Here is an 18462-nt window from a genome sequence, read left to right on the forward strand (position 1 = left end):
TGTGTTATCGCACTCGATGAGCCGCGTAGCCGTTCCGTCGCCACATGGCGCCCGTTCTTACGCAATTGCCGTTATTACCTGGAGCCATTGATCAATCATGGAAATCTTCGATGCATTCCACCTCGCCAGGTTGCAGTTTGCGTTCACGGTTTCGTTTCACATCATCTTTCCCGCGATCAGCATCGGCATGGCGAGTTTCCTCGCTGTGCTCGAATGGCGCTGGCTGCTGACCGGCGACGTTGCCTACAAGGACATGTTTCTGTTCTGGTCGAAGATCTTCGCGGTCGGCTTCGGCATGGGCGTGGTCTCGGGTGTGGTGATGGCCTACGAGTTCGGGACCAACTGGAGTGGATTTTCCAGCGTTGCCGGCAACGTCACAGGGCCTCTGCTGACTTATGAAGTGCTGACGGCGTTCTTTCTCGAGGCCGGTTTTCTCGGCGTCATGCTGTTCGGCTGGCAACGCGTCAGGCCCCGCGCACACTTCTTCGCCACGCTCATGGTGGCGGTGGGCACGCTCATTTCCACGTTCTGGATTCTCGCGTCGAATAGCTTCATGCAGACGCCGCAAGGATTCGCCATCGAGAAGGGCAAGATCGTCCCGGTCGACTGGATGAAGGTGATTTTCAACCCGTCGTTCCCGTTTCGCCTTGCGCATATGACCATCGCGGCGTTCATCGTCGCGGGCTTCATCGTCGCCGCCTGCGGCGCGTGGCATCTCTTGCAGGGCCGGCGCGACAAACCGGTCACGCGTAGTTTTTCGATGGCACTGTGGATCCTGCTTTTCCTCGCGCCGATACAGATTTTTGTTGGCGATGCACACGGACTCAACACGCGCGAATATCAACCGGCCAAGATCGCTGCGATCGAAGGGCTGTGGGAAACCGAGAAAGGCGGTACGGCGCTCAATCTGGTCGGCCTGCCTGACATGAATGCGGAAGTGACGCGCTACACGATCCAGATACCGCATCTGGGCAGCCTGATCCTGACCCATAGCTGGGACGGCGAGATCCGCGGGCTGAAGGAGTTTCCGCCGCAGGACCGTCCGTACTCGCCGATCATATTCTGGACCTTCCGGATCATGGCGGGTCTGGGCATGTTGATGCTATTCACGGCGCTGCTCGGCTTGCTGCTCAGACTGTGCGGCCGTCTCTACGAGACGCGCTGGTACCAGATCCTCGTGCTGTGCATGGGACCTTCTGGAATTGTGGCGCTATTGGCGGGGTGGATCACGACGGAGGTCGGCCGCCAACCGTGGACCGTCTACGGTGTCCTCCGGACAGTGGACTCCGTTTCGCCGGTCAGCTCGCAGCAAGTCGGCGTTTCATTGCTGATCTTCGTACTGGTGTATTTCCTGGTGTTCGGCATGGGGTTCTACTACATGATGAAAATGATGAAGCGCGGACCGGAGGAGCATATCGACCGCGGCAAGTCGCGCAGGTACCCGGTGCTGACTAATCGCCCGCTCGACGCACTGGAAGGAGAGTGACATCATGCAAATCGATCTCCCTGTCGTGTGGGCCGCGATCATCGGACTCGGCGTTTTCATCTACGTGATGCTGGACGGATTCGATCTCGGCATCGGCCTGCTGTTTCCGTTTTTCGAGGAGAAAGGCGACCGGCAAGTGATGCTCAATACCATCGCGCCGGTCTGGGACGGTAACGAAACCTTTCTCGTGCTCGGCGGCGCGGGGCTTTACGGGGCGTTCCCCGTGGTCTATTCGACGCTGCTGCCGGCGAACTATCTGCCGCTGATCCTGATGGTGGTGGGCCTGATCTTCCGCGGGGCGGCCTTCGAATTACGCGCCAAGGCCGTCAGGACCCAGCACGCGTGGGACCTCGCCTTCATTGGCGGCTCCGCGCTCGCGGGGCTCTGCCAGGGCATCGTGCTGGGATCGCTGCTGCAAGGCATCAAGATCGTCGATGGCCGTTTCGCCGGCGGTCCGTTCGATTGGCTCTCGCCGTTCAGCCTGTTCTGCGGAATCGGTGTGCTCTTTACGTATGCGACGCTCGGCTGCGGTTGGCTCATCCTGAAGACCGAGGGTGAACTGCAGCGCAAGATACGCGAGGTGATGCGGCCGCTCGTGAGCATCCTGCTCGGAGTGATGGCCATTGTGAGTCTCTGGACTGTGATCGGCTTGCCGGCAGTGGCATTTCGCTGGTTCGGAAGCGGCAATCTCGGCTGGTTTCTGCCGGTGCCGATTCTTGTCATCGCCTGTGTATGGGGCGTGTTCCGTTCGCTTCGGCTGGAGCACGAAGCGACCCCGTTCCTTCTCACGCTCGCGCTGTGCTTTCTCGGCTACAGCGGCTTGCTCATCAGCATCTGGCCGAACATTGTTCCACCGTCCCTGACGATCTGGGAGGCCTCGTCGAGCCACTCGAGCCAGTTGTTCACGCTGGTCGGCACCGTGATCGTGCTGCCGGTCATCCTCGTCTACAACGCCATGCAGTATCGCGTTTTCCGGGGCAAAGTGCGGGAAGGGGACGCCGGCTACCACTGAGGGTGACGGCGCAATCAGGCTACCAAAAAGAGCACATCATGATAGTAAGACCAGGGGAAAACTGGTTCCGGCTGCTGTTTATCTGGAACGGTTCCGTGTTGCAGTCGATTATTCCGCAGCTGGTTTTCATGGGGATCGTCAGCAGTGTTGCTGTCCTGACGCAAGGGCGCATTTTCGGCGAGAAGATCCCACTGAATACCGCGCCGTTCACCTTATTCGGCCTCGCGCTGGCGATCTTCCTTGCATTCCGCAATAACGCAAGTTACGAGCGGTTCAATGAGGCGCGCCATCTCTGGGGCAGCACCCTGATCTCAGCGCGCGCGCTGACGTCGCAAATGCTGTGTTACGTCCCACGGGGCGATCACAACGTTCAAGTGGCCCATACACTGATTGCGTGCGTGTACGCGCTGAAGCACCAGTTGCGCAGGACCGACCCGACGCCTGATCTCCTGCGCTTTCTCGGACGCACGCGAACCGAGGCTTTGCAGCACACCTGCTATAAACCGACGGCGCTGCTTAATGACGTTCGTCGCGACTTCGCCGATCTGCAAGTTCGGGGTTTGATGTCGGATACGAAGCTCTGGATGGTCGACGCGCAGATCAACGAGTTGGGAAGGACGGTAGGAGGATGTGAGCGGATCGCATCCACGCCCATTCCGTTTGCCTACAGTGTGTTGCTTCACCGCACCGTCTATGCCTATTGCGTGTTGCTGCCGTTCGGTCTTGTCGATTCGACGGAATTCTTTACGCCGCTTCTTTGCGTTTTTATTTCTTATACGCTGATTGCGCTCGAAGCGATTGCCAGCGAAGTCGCCGAGCCGTTTAGTCTCGCGCCGAATGCGCTGGCGCTTGACGCCATGACTCGCAACATCGAGCGATCGATTCTCGAACTGTGTGGCCGTGAACTGCCCGCCGAGGTCGTGCCGGTGCGCTCGTACCAACTGACTTAGGGGGCGTTCTTCGACGCATCCGGTCAGTCTGCCGAGCGGTATGCGCGTCTGCCTCGCCGTGACACACGATGCGGCGCGTCAAACTGTACTCCTGGCATTCGGCACAGACTGTGCGTCCCCCACGCAGGGCCGACGCACTATCCTGCCAGAAGGTCATGCAATGGCCGGCGGCTCGTCCGGTCAGAAAGATCGACTGCCGTCGCACCCTTGCACCGTTTGCCGCCGCACGCTGCCCACCTTCGGATAGATCGTGAACCTCATCGACCAGCTTATACCCGCCGATACGGCATCCCGCCATGGCGTAGCCGCCGGCGGTGTCACGACTACGCTCGACAAGCTCAATCGTCCACTGCGGGATTTACGTCTGTCCGTCATCGATCAATGCAATTTTCGCTGCACGTACTGCATGCCACGGGACACCTTCGGCGCGGACTACCGGTTCCTGCCGTCTTCGGAACGCCTGTCATTCGAACAGATGCTTAAGCTCGCGAAAGCGTTCGCACTGCTCGGGGTGGAGAAGATACGCATCACCGGCGGCGAACCGCTCCTGCGGCGCGGGCTCGAATCCCTGATCGAACAGCTCGCGAAACTGACGACCGAAAGCGGCAAACCGATGGAGCTCGCGCTGACGACAAACGGCTCTCTGCTCGCCGCGAAAGCACGCTCGCTGCGCGACGCCGGTCTCGGCCGCGTGACAGTGAGCCTTGACGCAGTAGACGACGCTGTGTTCCGCCGGATGAGTGACGTCGACCTGCCCGTGTCGCGGATATTGGACGGGATCGAGACCGCGCGCGCGGTGGGACTCGCTCCGGTCAAGGTCAACACAGTCATCGAGCGAGGCGTCAACGACAGCCAGATTCTGCCGCTCGTGCAGCGGTTCAAGGGCACCGGCGTGGCCGTGCGCTTCATCGAATATATGGACGTTGGCGGCGCGGCCGGATGGTCGAGCACGAAGGTGATCACGGCTCACGAGACGCGCGACATTGTCGAATCGGCGTTTCCTCTGGTCCCCGTCGTCGTTCATGAGCAGACGGGCACCGCGGTCAACTATCGCCATGCCGACGGCACTGGCGAAGTCGGATTCATCGCGAGCGTATCGCAACCCTTCTGCGGGTCGTGTTCGCGCGCCCGCGTATCGGCCGACGGTCAACTTTATTCCTGCCTTTTCGCCACACATGGCACAGACCTCAGGCCCTTGCTCACGGACACCGCCTCAGTCGAGCAACTGGCAGCGGTCGTCCGCAGCCGCTGGGTCCAGCGCGACGACCGCTACTCCGAGCTTCGCTCAACGCCGCGCAGGGCGGGATCGGGAAAAGCCTATCCCACAGTCCGCATGTCGCTGGTCGGCGGCTGACGCCTCGCCAGCCCTTGTACAGCAGACATAGACCGGAGAGCCGCCATGACAACACCGCAGCCTAGTGATCGCGCACGTCGTGAAGTACCGTTTGCCGACGAGCGTGCTAGCGATCCGGACCATCCGCAGGCCACCATCGCGGCGGGCTTCGAAGTCCGTGTCCAGCACCAGCCGATCGATATCCAGTCGGAGATCACGCCGGTCGCGCGCAATCCAAACGTGGGGGCGATCGTGAACTTCCTCGGCGTGGTGCGTCATAGCGGCGATTTCGACGACGTGGTCGCGCTCGAGCTTGAGCACTACCCGGGGATGACCGAGCAGTCGTTCAGCAGCATTGTGGAAGAGGCGATCGCAAGATGGCACCTGGAGGCGGTGAAGATCGTGCATCGTGTCGGCCGTGTTGCGCTCGGCGATGCGGTGGTACTTGTCGTGGTCGCCGCGCCGCATCGCGGGGCGGCATTCGACGCGTGCGAATTCCTGACGGACTTCCTGAAGGCCCATGCACCGCTCTGGAAGCAGGAAATCAGACGCGACGGTGAGGTCAGATGGGTCGAAGCCAAGACACGAGACGGACAGTCCATGCTGCGGTGGGGGTGACGCGCTATTCGCCCATATCGTGCCGGCAAAAGGAATAGACAAATGAAGCTCACCATCCGATATTTCGCTAGCGTTCGTGAACAACTCGGCATCTCGCAGGAGATCGTTCACATTGACGCGCCCGAACTCCCCGTTGACGGGCTGCGGGTCAGGCTCGCATCGAGAGACGAGCGGATGGCCGAGGCATTGCGCGCGAGCCGACCGCTCCGTATAGCCGTCAACCACGAGATGGTCGCCGACACGTTTGTGGTGCGCGAGGACAGCGAAGTCGCGTTCTTTCCGCCCGTCACAGGGGGCTGAGGTCTCCGTGATGCGCCAGATCGAGCCGCACGGGGTTCACGCGTGCCGACAGGCACAGGCGCTCAGGCCGCGACCAGCATGCCACTAACGGGCACACATCGCGACGAGCTTGCCCACGGTAATCACCGCCTGTTCGATTTCGCTCGACCAGGGGCTGCTGTAGTTGAGGCGGATGAAATTCCGATAGGTCGTCTCAGAGACCGAGAACATGTAGCCGGGTCCGATGGTGATCCCCTGGTCGAGCGCGAGCTTGTAGAGCCGCATTGCGTCGACCTTGGGCGGCAGCTCGATCCACAACACGTATCCGCCCGCGGGGTTGGACATGCGCGTCCCTTCAGGAAAGAACCGCGAGACGGTCGCCTTCATCAGATTGGCCTGCTGCGCATACGCCTTTCGAATCCTTCGCAGGTGATGCCCGTAACCGTCGCGCTCAAGGAATTCCGCAATCGCCATTTGCGGAATCGACGGAGAGGTCAGCGTGTTCAGAAACTTGAGCTTCTCGACCTGATCGCGATAGCGGCCCGGCAGCGCCCAACCGATCCGGTAGGCGGCCGTGAGCGTCTTCGAGAAAGAACCGCAGTGAAGCACGAGCCCCTTCGTGTCGAAGGACTTCAACGTGCTCGGGTGCGTGCTGTCGTAGTGAAGCTCGTTGTAGACACCGTTCTCGATGACCGGAATGTCCCGCTTCGTCAGGAACTCCACGAGTTCGCGCTTGCGTTCGTCGGGCATCAGAAAACCCAGCGGATTCTGGAAGTTCGGCATGACCATGCAGGCGGTGATGGTTTGCGACTCCACGATTGCGGCAAGCGCCTCGATGTCGATGCCGTGCTCCGGATGCGTCGACACCTCGATCGCTTTCATGCCCATCCGTTCGATTGCATGCAGCATCGCGTAGAACGTCGGGGATTCGACAGCGATCACGTCGCCAGGCTTGGCGACCGCCTGAAGGCACAGATTGATCGCCTCAGTCGCGCCGACCGTGATGATGATCTCGTTCGGATCGACGGTCATGCCGTTCTCGAGGTAGCGACGCGCGATCTGGCGCACGAGTGCCGCATTGCCGGGTGGGAGTGCGTCTGTCACGCCCCAGCGCGTCTTGCCGCGTCCCGCGTCGTAAGCGTAGCGATTGAGCTTTTCGAAGGGAAAGAGACCCGGGTCGGGGTAGGGCGAACCGAGCGGCACGGCGTCGTCGACACCGATCGAGCGCAAAGTGGAAAGCACCAGCCGACTGACGTCGACCGGCGACGATATCGGGATCGGCTTCGACGGCCGGAGCTCCAGCGTTTTCCGTTCGCCCCCGTCGCCCCGGAAGTTGACGAAATAACCCGACTGGGGCCGGGCCGTTAGCAAGCCACGGCTCTCGAGCAGCAAATAGGCGCGGATAACAGTCGTCACGCTGAGCCGGTGCTGCTGGCTGGTCTGCCGTACCGATGGCAAGCGTTCGCCATGGCCGTACACGCCTTGCCGGATCAGTTTCTCGATATCGTCTGCAAGCTTGTCATACAGATTCATCGGACGATTCCCCTAGCGTTTTGCTGCGGTAAATTGTACCGGTCTCTTCCGTGGCCTACACGCGCTCGCGTCGCCATGCTGCCACCTGGTGCCGGCGTCGTAGCAGAACTGTACTGACCCGAGTCGGCCCGATGTGTGCACTCTGCGACTGATGGCCCGGCCTTAACCTTTACTCCATCGAATGAACATTGCCAGGTCCCCACGTTGGGATCTTTCGACGCGTAACGGTTGGTTTGAATGACGCGTGATCGGCACACAGGGAGGTTGGGCACGATGAATCTGCTAGAAGCCATGCGTATTTACGTCAGGGTGGTTGAGCGAGAAAGTATCTCCGGCGCGGCGAGGGACCTCAATATCGGGCAGCCGGCCGCAAGCGAACGCATCGAGCGGCTCGAGAAATACCTGGGGTGCCGGCTCCTGCTGCGCAGCGCACGCGCTTTCAATTGCACGCCCGAAGGCCTCACCTTCTACGAGCGTAGCAAGCGGATTCTGCACGCGGTGGAACAGGCGGTCGCTGAGGTGTCGAACGACGAGCAGGATCTGAAGGGAACGATTCGGATCGCGGCCCCTCACTGCTTTGGCGAGACGGTCGTGCCGGAGGCGTTGACGCTGGTGCGCGCAGCCTATCCGCAACTGGATCTGGAACTGGTCCTGAACGACCGGATCGTCGACCTCGTGACGGAGGGCGTGGACATTTCGTTTCGTCTTGGGCAGCTCGGTGAAGGGGCATTCATTGCCCGTCAGCTTGGCCAGGTCGGGCGTGTTCTCGTTGCAGCGCCTGGCTATCTGAGCCAGCACGGTCCGATCACGGAGCCGTCTGAGCTGATCAAACACGCGTCTATCCGGGTCCAGGGCATGTTTGGCACGGAGCAGTTGCCGCTCAGGCACATGGCGACCGTCGTGGAGAGCGCGCCGATCCGTACCGCCATCAAGACGAGTCATTGGCGGCCCATGTATGAAATGATCCTCTCGGGCGTCGGCATCGGGGTGCTGGAAGAGCCGGCGTGCGTGGATGCGCTCGCCGATGGCCGGCTCGTGCGCGTACTGCCGGAATTCGAGGTGCTGCCCTTCGATCTGAATGTACTGATCCAGGCGCAACGTCCGGTGCCGCCACGGGTAAGGATGCTTGTGACGATGTTAAGAAAGTGCACTTCGGAAATCCTGGAGAGAGTGCACGTCGATTGCGGCGAAGTGGCAGGCCGCTTTGAAGTCCTGCCCGACGAGGAGGTGTCCGCACTGCTGAAACCGTCGTTGCGGGCCTGAGCCCGCAACGACGGCCGTTGCGAGAGTCGTCGTCCTGGCCGGCGTCTGGGAGTGTTACTGAGGGCCGGCCGAAACGGCGTGGAGCGGGTCAGGCTTTGTCTTCCCGACCGTTGATCCAGCGATCGAGCAGTTTGCCGGCCGCCTCGCGGCCACCCAGACCAAACGACAGCGCAACGGCCACTGCGATCGCGCCGAGTACGAGTCCAAAGGCGAGCTGGACAATCTCGTTCGCAATGCCCATGGCGTGAAGGCCCATTGCGAACACCAGTCCGAGAATCGCAAACTGCGCGATCCGCGCGAACAGGACGCTGTGTTCACCGTCGGCCTGCTGAATCAGCCGACGGGCGAGATCGGCGAGCCAGTAGCCGATGATGAGAATCACAGCGCCCATGAGCACGTGCCCACCGAATTCGATGAACAAGGTCACGATGTCGCGCACCTGAGAGAAGCCCAGACGGTTCGCGGCTTCGACGACGGCGAAGAGCATGGCGAAGAACATAATCAACCGAGCCACCAGCACCGAGGGCTGCAACATCCCGGTAAACACGTGGCCTACGCCAAGCAACCCCGGCAGCGTGTCCGCGCCTGCAGTCCTAAGGACCTTCTGCGCGAGTGCGGCAAGAAAGCGTGCAACGTAAAACGTGACAAGCAAAATGACGATAGCGGCAATCAGGTCTGGAATGGCGCCAAAAAATTCGTTGAGCATGTCGGTCGCCGGACGTGAGATCGCATCGATCCGCAGCGCGTCGAGCGCGGAGATCAGCGTCGGTACAAACACGAACAGGTAGACCAGGGTCCCCGCCAGATTAGCCAGCTTGACGGGCGTCGGGCTCCCGACCTCCTGCGGGAGGCGGTCCGCGCCGGCTGCATTGAGCAGGTTCGTGACGAGGCCACGCAGCACGCGCGCGACGATCCAGCCGACGAAGCCGATCACGACCGCGGCGAACAGGTTGGGGACGATGTCCAGCAGCCTGTTTATCATGCCCTGCACGGGTGCAAGCAAACCGGACAGCGCGAACGCAGACAGGATCGCCGGCAGAAACATCAGGATGACAAGCCAGAACAGGACATCGCACAGGTAACCGCTGGTTGGCTTCACGTCCGCGTTCGCGGACAGTCGTTCGTCGAATTTTCCGGCCTTGAGCGCGCGGCGCGCGAGACTGCGCAATATCAGCGCAATCAGCCAGGCGACGAGCGCCAACACGGCCCCCCCAATCAGGTTAGGTAGATAGTCCACTATCTGCGCGAGGAGTTGCGAGAGCGGACCGGAGACGGAGTAGAGATTCAGAACATTAAAGACGCCGACTGCGGTGACAAGCAGAACCAGCCAGAACAAGCCGCCCGCAATCAGTTGTTCGACGAATGCACCTTGCCCGGCGTTTTCGGCAATGCGCTCGTCGATTTTCAGCATGGCGAGCAATTTGCGCACGCCCGCGCGCACCAGCACGGCGATCAACCAGCCGACAATCAGAATGCCGATAGCAGCCGCGATCCGCGGTAGATACGCCCCGAGCGAGGCGGGAAAGGCCATAGCGAAGTTGGATGGTTCCATTTTTCTTTCTCGTGGAGTGGCAAAACCCGATGAAAAGACCGCACGCATTCGGCCTACCAGGCGGAAGCGGTCGACTATTTGGCGTAGATACACGCCCGACCTGAAAAACACGACGACATGAACGTCTTGCAATTCGTTTGCGGCTTTCCGTACAAGTCCACTTTGATTTAATTATCGAGCCATTCGCTGACCTGAAGAATCCTGGTGCACTCCGATTCTAAATATCAGTCTATGCTATCTCTCAGTTTACCCAGCTATCGATCTGGGTTTGACTTCCGTCAACCGATAGTAGGAATCGGAATTGAACGTGTGGCAACTTTGAGGGAAATCGCTATCTTTTGTAGGCAGAGGAACCCGTCCGCCAAGCTGCCGGCATTCGCAGAATGTTCATTTAATCCCGACGAACGTGATGAGGCCTAGCGATGGTTGAAGGCAAAATCGTGCAATGCATCGGCGCGGTGATCGACGTGCAGTTCCCGGCTGGGGAAATTCCCAAGGTCTATGACGCGCTCGTTCTGGAAGGCTCGGATCTGACGCTCGAAGTCCAGCAGCAGTTAGGCGACGGCGTGGTCCGCACCATCTGTCTGGGTTCGTCGGACGGCCTGCGCCGGGGCCTGATAGTGAAGAACACCGGTCGCCCGATCTCGGTGCCCGTCGGCAAGGCGACCCTCGGCCGCATCATGGACGTGCTAGGCCGTCCGATTGATGAAGCAGGGCCGATCGACAGCGAGCACACGCGTTCGATCCACCAGAAGGCTCCGCCGTTCGAGGAGCTGTCGCCGTCGACGGAACTGCTCGAAACCGGCATCAAGGTTATCGACCTGATCTGCCCGTTCGCCAAGGGCGGTAAGGTCGGCCTGTTCGGCGGCGCCGGTGTGGGCAAGACCGTCAACATGATGGAGCTCATCAACAACATCGCGAAGGAGCACGGTGGTTACTCCGTGTTCGCCGGTGTGGGCGAGCGTACCCGTGAAGGGAACGACTTCTACCACGAGATGAAGGACTCGAACGTTCTCGACAAGGTTACGCTGGTGTACGGCCAGATGAACGAGCCGCCGGGCAACCGTCTGCGTGTCGCGCTGACCGGCCTGACGATCGCGGAGTATTTCCGTGACGAAGGGCTCGACGTGCTGTTCTTCGTCGACAACATCTATCGTTTCACGCTGGCAGGCACGGAAGTGTCGGCACTGCTCGGCCGTATGCCGTCGGCAGTAGGCTATCAGCCGACGCTGGCTGAAGAAATGGGTAAGCTGCAAGAGCGCATTACGTCGACCAAGACCGGCTCGATCACATCGGTTCAGGCCGTGTACGTCCCTGCGGATGACTTGACCGACCCGTCGCCGGCTACGACTTTCGGTCATCTGGACGCAACCGTCGTGTTGTCGCGTGACATCGCTTCGCTGGGTATCTACCCGGCAGTGGACCCGCTCGATTCGACCTCGCGTCAGATCGACCCGAACGTGATTGGTCAAGAGCACTACGCAATTACGCGCAGCGTGCAGCAAACGCTGCAGCGCTACAAGGAACTGCGCGACATTATCGCGATTCTGGGCATGGACGAGCTGGCGCCGGAAGACAAGCTCGCCGTGGCGCGCGCGCGTAAGATCCAGCGTTTCCTGTCGCAGCCGTTCCACGTCGCGGAAATATTCACGGGCGCACCCGGCAAATATGTCTCGCTGAAGGAGACGATCCGCGGCTTCAAGATGATCGTCGATGGCGAGTGCGATAGCCTGCCGGAGCAGGCGTTCTACATGGTCGGTACGATCGACGAGGCCTTCGAAAAGGCCAAAAAGATGCAGTAAATCAGCGCATCGTTCCGCGCTGATTCTGCTTGCCTTATTCCGCTTGCGTGAGCGACACCGAGGCTTCGCTCGTCAGCATCAGGAATGTCAGCGTCTCGCACAGATAGAGGCGCACGACGGTATCGGTATGGCTCACATAACCGATCGACAGCTCTTCGCCCAGGTGTAACTCGAAGTCGCCGCCGCGCATGGAGACCACGCTGCCGCCTGCGAGCGCGGGCGCCCAGATGATGTCGCCATTCACGATCCGCTTGATGTGCTCGAGCACCGGATAACCCTGATCGCGTGCCTCGCCGAGCGCCGTGTACGCATCGGCGCCGAGCAGCACGGAGTAGGGCCCGTCGACGCCGGCCAGCCGCAGCTCTTCAAGCGCGTTACTAATCGTGTTCGGATAATCGCTGACGTCGGCCGGCAGCGTGAGCGGCGGATTCGACGAGCCTTCGCGAATTCCGCCAATTCCCGCAGCCTTGTATCCATCGAAGATCGCACGATCTTCGGCATAGGCGAGCTGCTTGGCGGCTTCCTTTGCGGGCTGCCAGTCTGCATCTTTCGCGCCGCGCACGACGCTGTCGATCGCTTCGCGTTGCAGTTCGAACGGCACGGTCAACTGGACGAGGCTCTTGACCTCTGCCAGTTTCGCCACGACGCCCTCCTGCGGCGCGGCGATCGCGACCTGGTGCCCCGTGCCGACGCCGGACAGTTCTGTCCCGCCTGGACCCTTGACGTCAACCACACGACGACCGGCGACACTGCGCTTGAACGTGCGCGCCACTTCGTCTTCGATCTGCGACCAGGCGGCGCGGGAGATTGGGGCTAGCTCGCGATGCAGATTATTCATGTTGGGAGATTCCCTTGAGAGAGCCAATATTCAGCGAGCCGTCGTGACGCGGCTCGGTGGACGAAGACGATTCGGACCGCTGCTCGACTGCGGTGGCAGCAGCTTGCGGATCGCGATCCGCGAGCGCTTCGAGCAAGCTGGCCGACGGGACGAAGAAGAGGCAGCCTGTGACCGCGCGGCTGTAGTCGAGCAGCCGGTCGTAGTTGCCCGGTGGCCGCCCGACGAACATGTTCTCCATCATCTGCTCGATCGGCTCGGGCGAACGGGCGTAGCCGATGAAAAAGGTGCCGAACTCGCCCATGCCGGGGCGGCCGAATGGCATGTTGTCGCGGAGGATCTTCACTTCCTCGCCGTTCTCGGTGAGCGTGGTGAGCGAGCTGTGCGAACACGACGGTTTGACCGCGGCGTCGAGTTCGATGTCGGCCAGCTTCGTGCGACCGATAATGCGCTCCTGGGTCTCGACGGAAAGCGCGTTCCAGCCGGTCATGTCGTGCAGGTACTTCTGCACGATGACATAACTGCCGGCCTCGAACGCCGCATCCTCGTCGCCGATGCGGGTGAAATCGACGGCCTCACGCCCCACCGGATTTTCAGTACCGTCGACGAAACCCACCATGCTGCGCAGATCGAAGTTGCGAAAGCCATGCACTTCGTCGACCACCGAGACCGCATCGCCGAGGCGTCCGATTAGCTGCGTGGCGAGCTCGAAGCAAAGGTCCATCTGATCCGCGCGAATGTGCAGCAGCAGATCGCCAGGCGTGCCCACGGCGCGGCGTTCGCCCTCGCCGAATTCGCGAAACGGGTGCAGGCCCGCTGGGCGCGGGGCGCCGAACAGCGTGTCCCACACGTCGGAGCCGAAGCCAACAACGCAGGACAGGTTGCCGGAGGGGACGCGCTTGCCGACCGCGCGCACCAGGGCCGCAACGTCCGAGCACCACTCACGCACTTTTTCGGCTGGGTCGTGGCCACCAGCAACAGTCGCGACGATGAAGATCGCGCTACGCGTGATGGCATTACAGACGGCTTGCGATTCGGGGGTGTCAGGGATGTCTTTAGGCATCGAATTGAGTATGGATAAACCGTTACTGATTTCGGGAGTGGAGCTTAAGCGGCGCGCAATGACATATGACATTGTTGACGTTCACTGCGTCCGGAGATGTTATACCGCCCGGGCATTTTATGGAAACCGTGCCGCTCCCTCGATACTTCATATCGGATTTTGCGGCTTTTTATTCTCCTGTCACATCGTTACCATCCGTTTATCCAGCGGCCGCCCCCCTGATTTTCCTCGCGCCCAGGTTTGTTTCACGCAACGTCGTACTCTGCGGCTCAGGACGACTATTAGACAAAAAAACCTTTCGTTCAGACTTGTTTATCGGAGCAGGAACGGCCATGTCACAGGACGCGCATTGCGAACGGATGTTGATGGCGTATCCGGTTGCCGTGCGAGTTTAAATGCTGATCGATTGCGCGCGCGGCCTGGATGTCAGGTCACGACACTGGAATCTTGCGGTGCGTCAGGATGGGAGCGAGAGCATGGAAGAGTGGCTCGATCGGTATCACGCGTCGACGTTCGAATTACGCGAGATCGGCGTAAAGGCCGATGCGGCACTGTGAATCTGCTCGAAGCCATGCGCATCTATGTCAGGGTGGTCGAGCGTGGGAGCATCTCCGGCGCGGCAAGGGACCTCAATATCGGGCAGCCAGCCGCAAGCGAACGCATCGAGCGCCTCGAGAAATACCTTGGCTGCCGGCTTCTGCGCCGGAGTGCACGCGCGTTCAATCGCACGCCCGAAGGCGTCACCTTCTACGAGTGCAGCAAGCGGATTCTGCACGCCGTGGAACAGGCGGTCGCTGAAGTGTCAAACGACGAGCAGAACCTCAAGGGAACGATTCGCATCGCTGCCCCTCACTGCTTTGGCGAGACGGTCGTGCCGGAGGCGTTGAAGCTGGTGCACGCAACCTTTCCACAAGTGGATCTGGAACTGGTCCTGAACGACAGGATCGTTGACCTCGTGACGGAAGGCGTAGACATTTCGTTTCGTCTTGGCCCGCTCGGAGAAGGGGCATTCATTGCCCGCCAGCTTGGTCAGGTCGGGCGTGTTCTCGTTGCGGCGCCTGGCTATCTGAGGCAGCACGGTCCGATCACTGAACCGTCTGAGCTGGTCAACCATCCGTTCATCCGGGTCCAGGGCATGTTCGGCACGGACCAGTTGCCGCTCAGACGCATGGCGACCGTCGTGGAGAGCGCGCCGATCCGTACCGCAATCAAGACCAGTCATTGGCGGCCCATGTATGAAATGGTCCTCTCGGGCGTCGGCATCGGCGTGCTGGAAGAGCCGGCGTGCGTCGCTGCGCTTGCGGAGGGTAGGCTGGTCCAGATCATGCCGGGTTTTGACCTGCCGCCATTCGAACTGAATCTCCTGAGCCAGACACAACGGCAGATATCCACACGGGTACGGATGATCGTGACGATGCTAAACAATTGCATGCCGGAAATTCTCGGCAGAGCGCGCGCGGCGGTCGATTCTGACCTCGACCGATACCACGAATCGGAAATAAAAAAATGGCGCGCGCTTCGAAAATCACTATCTTTGATAGACAACGTTACCGATACGAGGAGCTATCAAATGGCGCAGGAGTTGATCGTCGCGGTTTTCGACAGCGTTGACGTCGCTGAACGAGCAGGTCGGGATTTCAGGAACTTTGAGGAAAAAGACCTTGGTTTCAAAGTCGAGAGCGGTGTGCTGGTTCAAAAGGACGCCACGGGCAATCTGATCTTGCTCGACAAGCAAACTCGACCGTTCTGGGGGACCGTGATCGGCGCGCTGACGGGCGGTTTGATCGGGATGCTTGGCGGTCCGGTAGGGGCGGCACTTGGCTTCACGATAGGGGCAAGCGGTGGGCTCGCTGAGCATGCGATCAAGGACACACTCGACAGCGAACTGGTCGACGCGATATCCAGCAAGCTCAGCCCCGGCAGCGTGGCGTTCATCCTTGAGGCGCAGGAAGCGTCACCGTTCGAAGTCGATAATATTGTTCTCGGCTATGGTGGACACGTATTTCGCAAACCGTTTCCCTGATCGCGAGCACAGAGCGCGTGAATGCGCGTCGATGTAGACTTCAGAGCAAGCCAAACGGATGCCACGTAACGGTCCGCTGACGACGGTGACGCTGGCATCCGTGCTGGATGGTTCGGTCCCACCGTTGCCGTGAGCATTGTTCAGGAGTAACCGACCATGACCCAGCCTAGTCAAGAAGACATCACGCGTCAAGCGATTGAAGGGTTCTATCGCGCCATCGAGCAGAGAGACGTCGCGTTGTTGCGAACGGTCGTCACGCCTGATTGGGAATATATTCCGGAGCCTCCCGGGGCAGCGCCGGGACCCGACCAGATGATTGCAATATTCGCGAACATCGCCACAGCGCTGCCGGATATGAAAATCACCATTCTCGACGTGCTGATTCATGGAGACCGGGTGGGCGTTCGCGCGGAGATTAGTGGTACTCAAACCGGGGTGCTACTTGGCATTGCGGCAAGTTCCAAACACATCAGTTTCGCGATTCATTCTTTCCACCAGATGCGCGGAAGTTTGATTGAGAAGACGTGGCACCTCGAGGACTGGCTATCGGCGTTCCGGCAAATTGGGCAGTTACCCCCAACGCTTGAACGGCCTTGAGTGACGCCCGGACACAAAGACGTGAGGGAAAACGTTCAGGCTAGTGATGCATGGCTGCAGCGACTAGAAGATGAAACGGCAGCACGAGGAGTGCCGTCCCGGCGACGCCGAGCACCCATAATCCAACGAACCATAGCAGGCCTCGGCCAAACGTCTTACGGGTATCGCGGCCTACGTCATGGCTGACTTGTGACATGGCATTCCTCACTATCGTTTCGCCGATTGTTGGGTTCATTCTAGGCGATTGGATTGCCTGAATCTATCTAAAAGAAAACGAGCGAGGCGCGCCGAAGGATCAACCTTCGGCGCGCCTCGCTCCGCATTTAGATGCTTTGGCGTTCTGGATGTTTCATGCGTTCCAGACGCTTCAGAACCGGTGCTGGATCCCCGCCGTCACACCCGTTTGCGTATCCGCCGCGCCGGTCAGATCACGCGACAGGCTGACTGCGTTGTCATGCTTGGCCATGGCATAACCGCCCGCCATATATAGCACCGTCCGCTTCGACAACGCGTACTGCGCGCGCAGCGAGAACAGCGTCGGATCGGCGTCGCTCGCGTCCTTGATGTCCTGATGGTAGACAGCGCCAAACAGCGAGAAAAAAGGCGTTACGTCGTATTGCCCACCGAGCCAATACATATCGCTGCGCAACGTCGGCGCGGCGGTGTGGAAGGTGCGCCGATAGTTGCGATACCCGGCCATCGCCTTCACCGTGCCGAAGTCGTAGCTCAAGCCTGCGTGAATGCTTTGAATGTAGTTGGTGGTATCCGCGGGCGTCACGCTGTCGTTGGCGCCGTTCTGCCGGTCGAACGTCGCGACGACGGCGAACGGACCGTTCTCGTAGCCCAGACCGACGTCGTACTTGGAGCTTGACTTCATACTGCCCGGCACGTTGCCGCAACCGCAACCGCAACCGCAACCGCAACCGCAACCGCAACCGCAACCGCAACCGCAACCGCAACCGCAACCGCAACGCTATGCGCGGATAGTGAAGCTTCGCGCGTAACCCTTGGATACAGTGTTGCTACTCCACACCTTACCGTCGATTAGCACTTGAGAACGCTCATCGCCCGGCACCGCTACGCCGACGCGTGCGGCCGCCTCGCGATACAACCGCGTCTGATTGATTTGTGCCGCAATCTCCCCATAATCCGCGCGTGCATCGATCATGCCCCAGCGTTCGAACTGCGTGAGGAACCAGGCACCGTCGGCGGCGCGGGGGTAGTTCACCGCGCCGTTGTCGAAGAACCGAACAGGCTGGCCTTGCGGCGCCGAGGCGGCTATCTCGTTGCCGAATCGCGCCGCAATCAAGGCTTCATCGATACCGATGAATTCGGGCCGGGCAAGCCAGCGTGCAATCTCCTCACGATGTCCGATGCCGTCGAGCCAGCGGCACGCTTCAAGCATCGTCTGCACGAGGGCACGCGCGGTATTCGGATTCGCGCTGACAAAATCGCGCCGGCACGCCAGCACTTTCTCGGGATGGTCGGGCCACACCTCGCTCGTATAAGCGACCGTTCGGCCGACGCCTTGCGCCTCTGCCATCGTATTCCACGGCTCGCCGACGCACAGGCCGTCGAGCTTGTCGTCGGCGAGCGCGGCGACCATCTGCGGCGGCGGAATCACGACGCTCTCGATATCGCGCAACGGATGCACGCCTTGCGAAGCGAGCCAGTAGTACAGCCACATCGCGTGCGTGCCGGTGGGAAAGGTCTGCGCGAGCACCGGCTTGCGGCCGAGCGTCGCGAAAGCCCTGGGCAGGGTGCCGTGTTCGGCTAATGCCTCGGCGAGACGGTTTGACAGCGTGAATGCCTGGCCGTTGCGATTGAGCACCATCAGCACGGCCATATCCGTTTGCGGACCGCCGAGTCCGAGTTGCACCCCGTACACGAGACCGTAGAGCACATGCGCCGCGTCGAGATCGCCCGACAGCAGTTTGTCGCGCACGGCGGCCCATGACGGCTGGCGGCACAACTCCAGCGTCAATCCATGGGCGTGGCCGAATTCGAGCAGCTTGGCGGCGACGAGCGGCGCGGCATCGGACAGCGCGACGAAGCCGAGCCGCTCGTCGCCGCCAAGCTGCTCGAATTCGGCCACGCCCATGGATTGACGCTGGAG

General features: G+C 60.7%; 14 protein-coding genes and 2 pseudogenes. 10 read left to right on the forward strand and 6 right to left on the reverse strand.

The window, feature by feature from the left end:
- Nucleotides 1-97 precede the first annotated feature (97 nt).
- From GNZ12_RS03980 to GNZ12_RS04005, 6 genes are all read left to right on the forward strand, one after another.
- Nucleotides 98-1486 (forward strand): cytochrome ubiquinol oxidase subunit I, encoded by a 1389-nt coding sequence (locus GNZ12_RS03980; RefSeq protein WP_172309116.1) that lies wholly within the window; start codon nucleotides 98-100, stop codon nucleotides 1484-1486.
- Between the two features lie 4 nt (nucleotides 1487-1490).
- Nucleotides 1491-2498, forward strand: a complete 1008-nt coding sequence (gene cydB, locus GNZ12_RS03985) for a cytochrome d ubiquinol oxidase subunit II (RefSeq protein ID WP_172309117.1) — start codon at nucleotides 1491-1493, stop codon at nucleotides 2496-2498.
- A gap of 38 nt (nucleotides 2499-2536) precedes the next feature.
- Complete coding sequence (locus GNZ12_RS03990) at nucleotides 2537-3448, forward strand: bestrophin family protein (RefSeq protein ID WP_172309118.1); 912 nt, start codon at nucleotides 2537-2539, stop codon at nucleotides 3446-3448.
- Between the two features lie 271 nt (nucleotides 3449-3719).
- A complete protein-coding gene (gene moaA, locus GNZ12_RS03995) occupies nucleotides 3720-4802 on the forward strand; it encodes a GTP 3',8-cyclase MoaA (RefSeq protein WP_328805945.1) in 1083 nt (360 codons plus the stop codon).
- Between the two features lie 45 nt (nucleotides 4803-4847).
- Complete coding sequence (locus tag GNZ12_RS04000) at nucleotides 4848-5399, forward strand: molybdenum cofactor biosynthesis protein MoaE (protein WP_172309120.1); 552 nt, start codon at nucleotides 4848-4850, stop codon at nucleotides 5397-5399.
- A gap of 42 nt (nucleotides 5400-5441) precedes the next feature.
- Nucleotides 5442-5699 (forward strand): MoaD/ThiS family protein, encoded by a 258-nt coding sequence (locus tag GNZ12_RS04005; protein ID WP_172309121.1) that lies wholly within the window; start codon nucleotides 5442-5444, stop codon nucleotides 5697-5699.
- 84 nt (nucleotides 5700-5783) lie between these two features.
- Here GNZ12_RS04005 and GNZ12_RS04010 read toward each other — a convergent pair whose 3' ends face one another.
- Nucleotides 5784-7211 carry an aminotransferase-like domain-containing protein gene (locus tag GNZ12_RS04010; RefSeq protein WP_172309122.1) on the reverse strand — a complete coding sequence of 476 codons (1428 nt, stop codon included), beginning with the start codon at nucleotides 7209-7211 and terminating at the stop codon, nucleotides 5784-5786.
- A 273-nt stretch (nucleotides 7212-7484) separates the two neighbouring features.
- On the opposite strand from GNZ12_RS04010, the gene GNZ12_RS04015 reads away from it, so the two are divergent.
- On the forward strand, nucleotides 7485-8474 hold the full coding sequence (locus GNZ12_RS04015; RefSeq protein ID WP_172309123.1) for a LysR family transcriptional regulator: 990 nt from the start codon (nucleotides 7485-7487) through the stop codon (nucleotides 8472-8474).
- Between the two features lie 88 nt (nucleotides 8475-8562).
- Here GNZ12_RS04015 and GNZ12_RS04020 read toward each other — a convergent pair whose 3' ends face one another.
- Entirely contained in the window at nucleotides 8563-10026 is a 1464-nt protein-coding gene (locus tag GNZ12_RS04020; RefSeq protein ID WP_172309124.1) for a mechanosensitive ion channel, read from the reverse strand.
- A gap of 422 nt (nucleotides 10027-10448) precedes the next feature.
- Here GNZ12_RS04020 and atpD point away from each other — a divergent pair, with 422 nt between their 5' ends.
- On the forward strand, nucleotides 10449-11828 hold the full coding sequence (gene atpD, locus GNZ12_RS04025) for a F0F1 ATP synthase subunit beta (RefSeq protein ID WP_172309125.1): 1380 nt from the start codon (nucleotides 10449-10451) through the stop codon (nucleotides 11826-11828).
- Between the two features lie 34 nt (nucleotides 11829-11862).
- Here atpD and GNZ12_RS04030 read toward each other — a convergent pair whose 3' ends face one another.
- Nucleotides 11863-12666 carry a family 1 encapsulin nanocompartment shell protein gene (locus GNZ12_RS04030; RefSeq protein ID WP_172309126.1) on the reverse strand — a complete coding sequence of 268 codons (804 nt, stop codon included), beginning with the start codon at nucleotides 12664-12666 and terminating at the stop codon, nucleotides 11863-11865.
- Complete coding sequence (locus GNZ12_RS04035) at nucleotides 12659-13726, reverse strand: Dyp-type peroxidase (RefSeq protein WP_172309127.1); 1068 nt, start codon at nucleotides 13724-13726, stop codon at nucleotides 12659-12661. The genes GNZ12_RS04030 and GNZ12_RS04035 overlap by 8 nt, the downstream gene beginning before the upstream one ends.
- Nucleotides 13727-14279: 553 nt before the next feature.
- Here GNZ12_RS04035 and GNZ12_RS04040 point away from each other — a divergent pair.
- Both GNZ12_RS04040 and GNZ12_RS04050 read left to right on the forward strand, forming a co-directional pair.
- Nucleotides 14280-15170, forward strand: a pseudogene (locus tag GNZ12_RS04040) (LysR family transcriptional regulator); the annotation flags it as partial.
- 735 nt (nucleotides 15171-15905) lie between these two features.
- A complete protein-coding gene (locus GNZ12_RS04050; RefSeq protein ID WP_172309128.1) occupies nucleotides 15906-16346 on the forward strand; it encodes an ester cyclase in 441 nt (146 codons plus the stop codon).
- A gap of 367 nt (nucleotides 16347-16713) precedes the next feature.
- Here the strand turns inward: GNZ12_RS04050 and GNZ12_RS04055 are convergent.
- Together GNZ12_RS04055 and GNZ12_RS04060 are read right to left on the reverse strand one after the other, a co-directional pair.
- A pseudogene (locus GNZ12_RS04055) lies at nucleotides 16714-17250 on the reverse strand (porin); the annotation flags it as partial.
- A 69-nt stretch (nucleotides 17251-17319) separates the two neighbouring features.
- The gene (locus GNZ12_RS04060) at nucleotides 17320-18447 is read right to left on the reverse strand and encodes a CmpA/NrtA family ABC transporter substrate-binding protein (RefSeq protein WP_172309133.1); all 1128 of its coding nucleotides are present in this window, start codon (nucleotides 18445-18447) and stop codon (nucleotides 17320-17322) included.
- Nucleotides 18448-18462: the final 15 nt, after the last annotated feature.

Origin of the sequence: Paraburkholderia solitsugae (genome assembly GCF_013177695.1) — a bacterium.
Taxonomy (GTDB): domain Bacteria; phylum Pseudomonadota; class Gammaproteobacteria; order Burkholderiales; family Burkholderiaceae; genus Paraburkholderia; species Paraburkholderia solitsugae.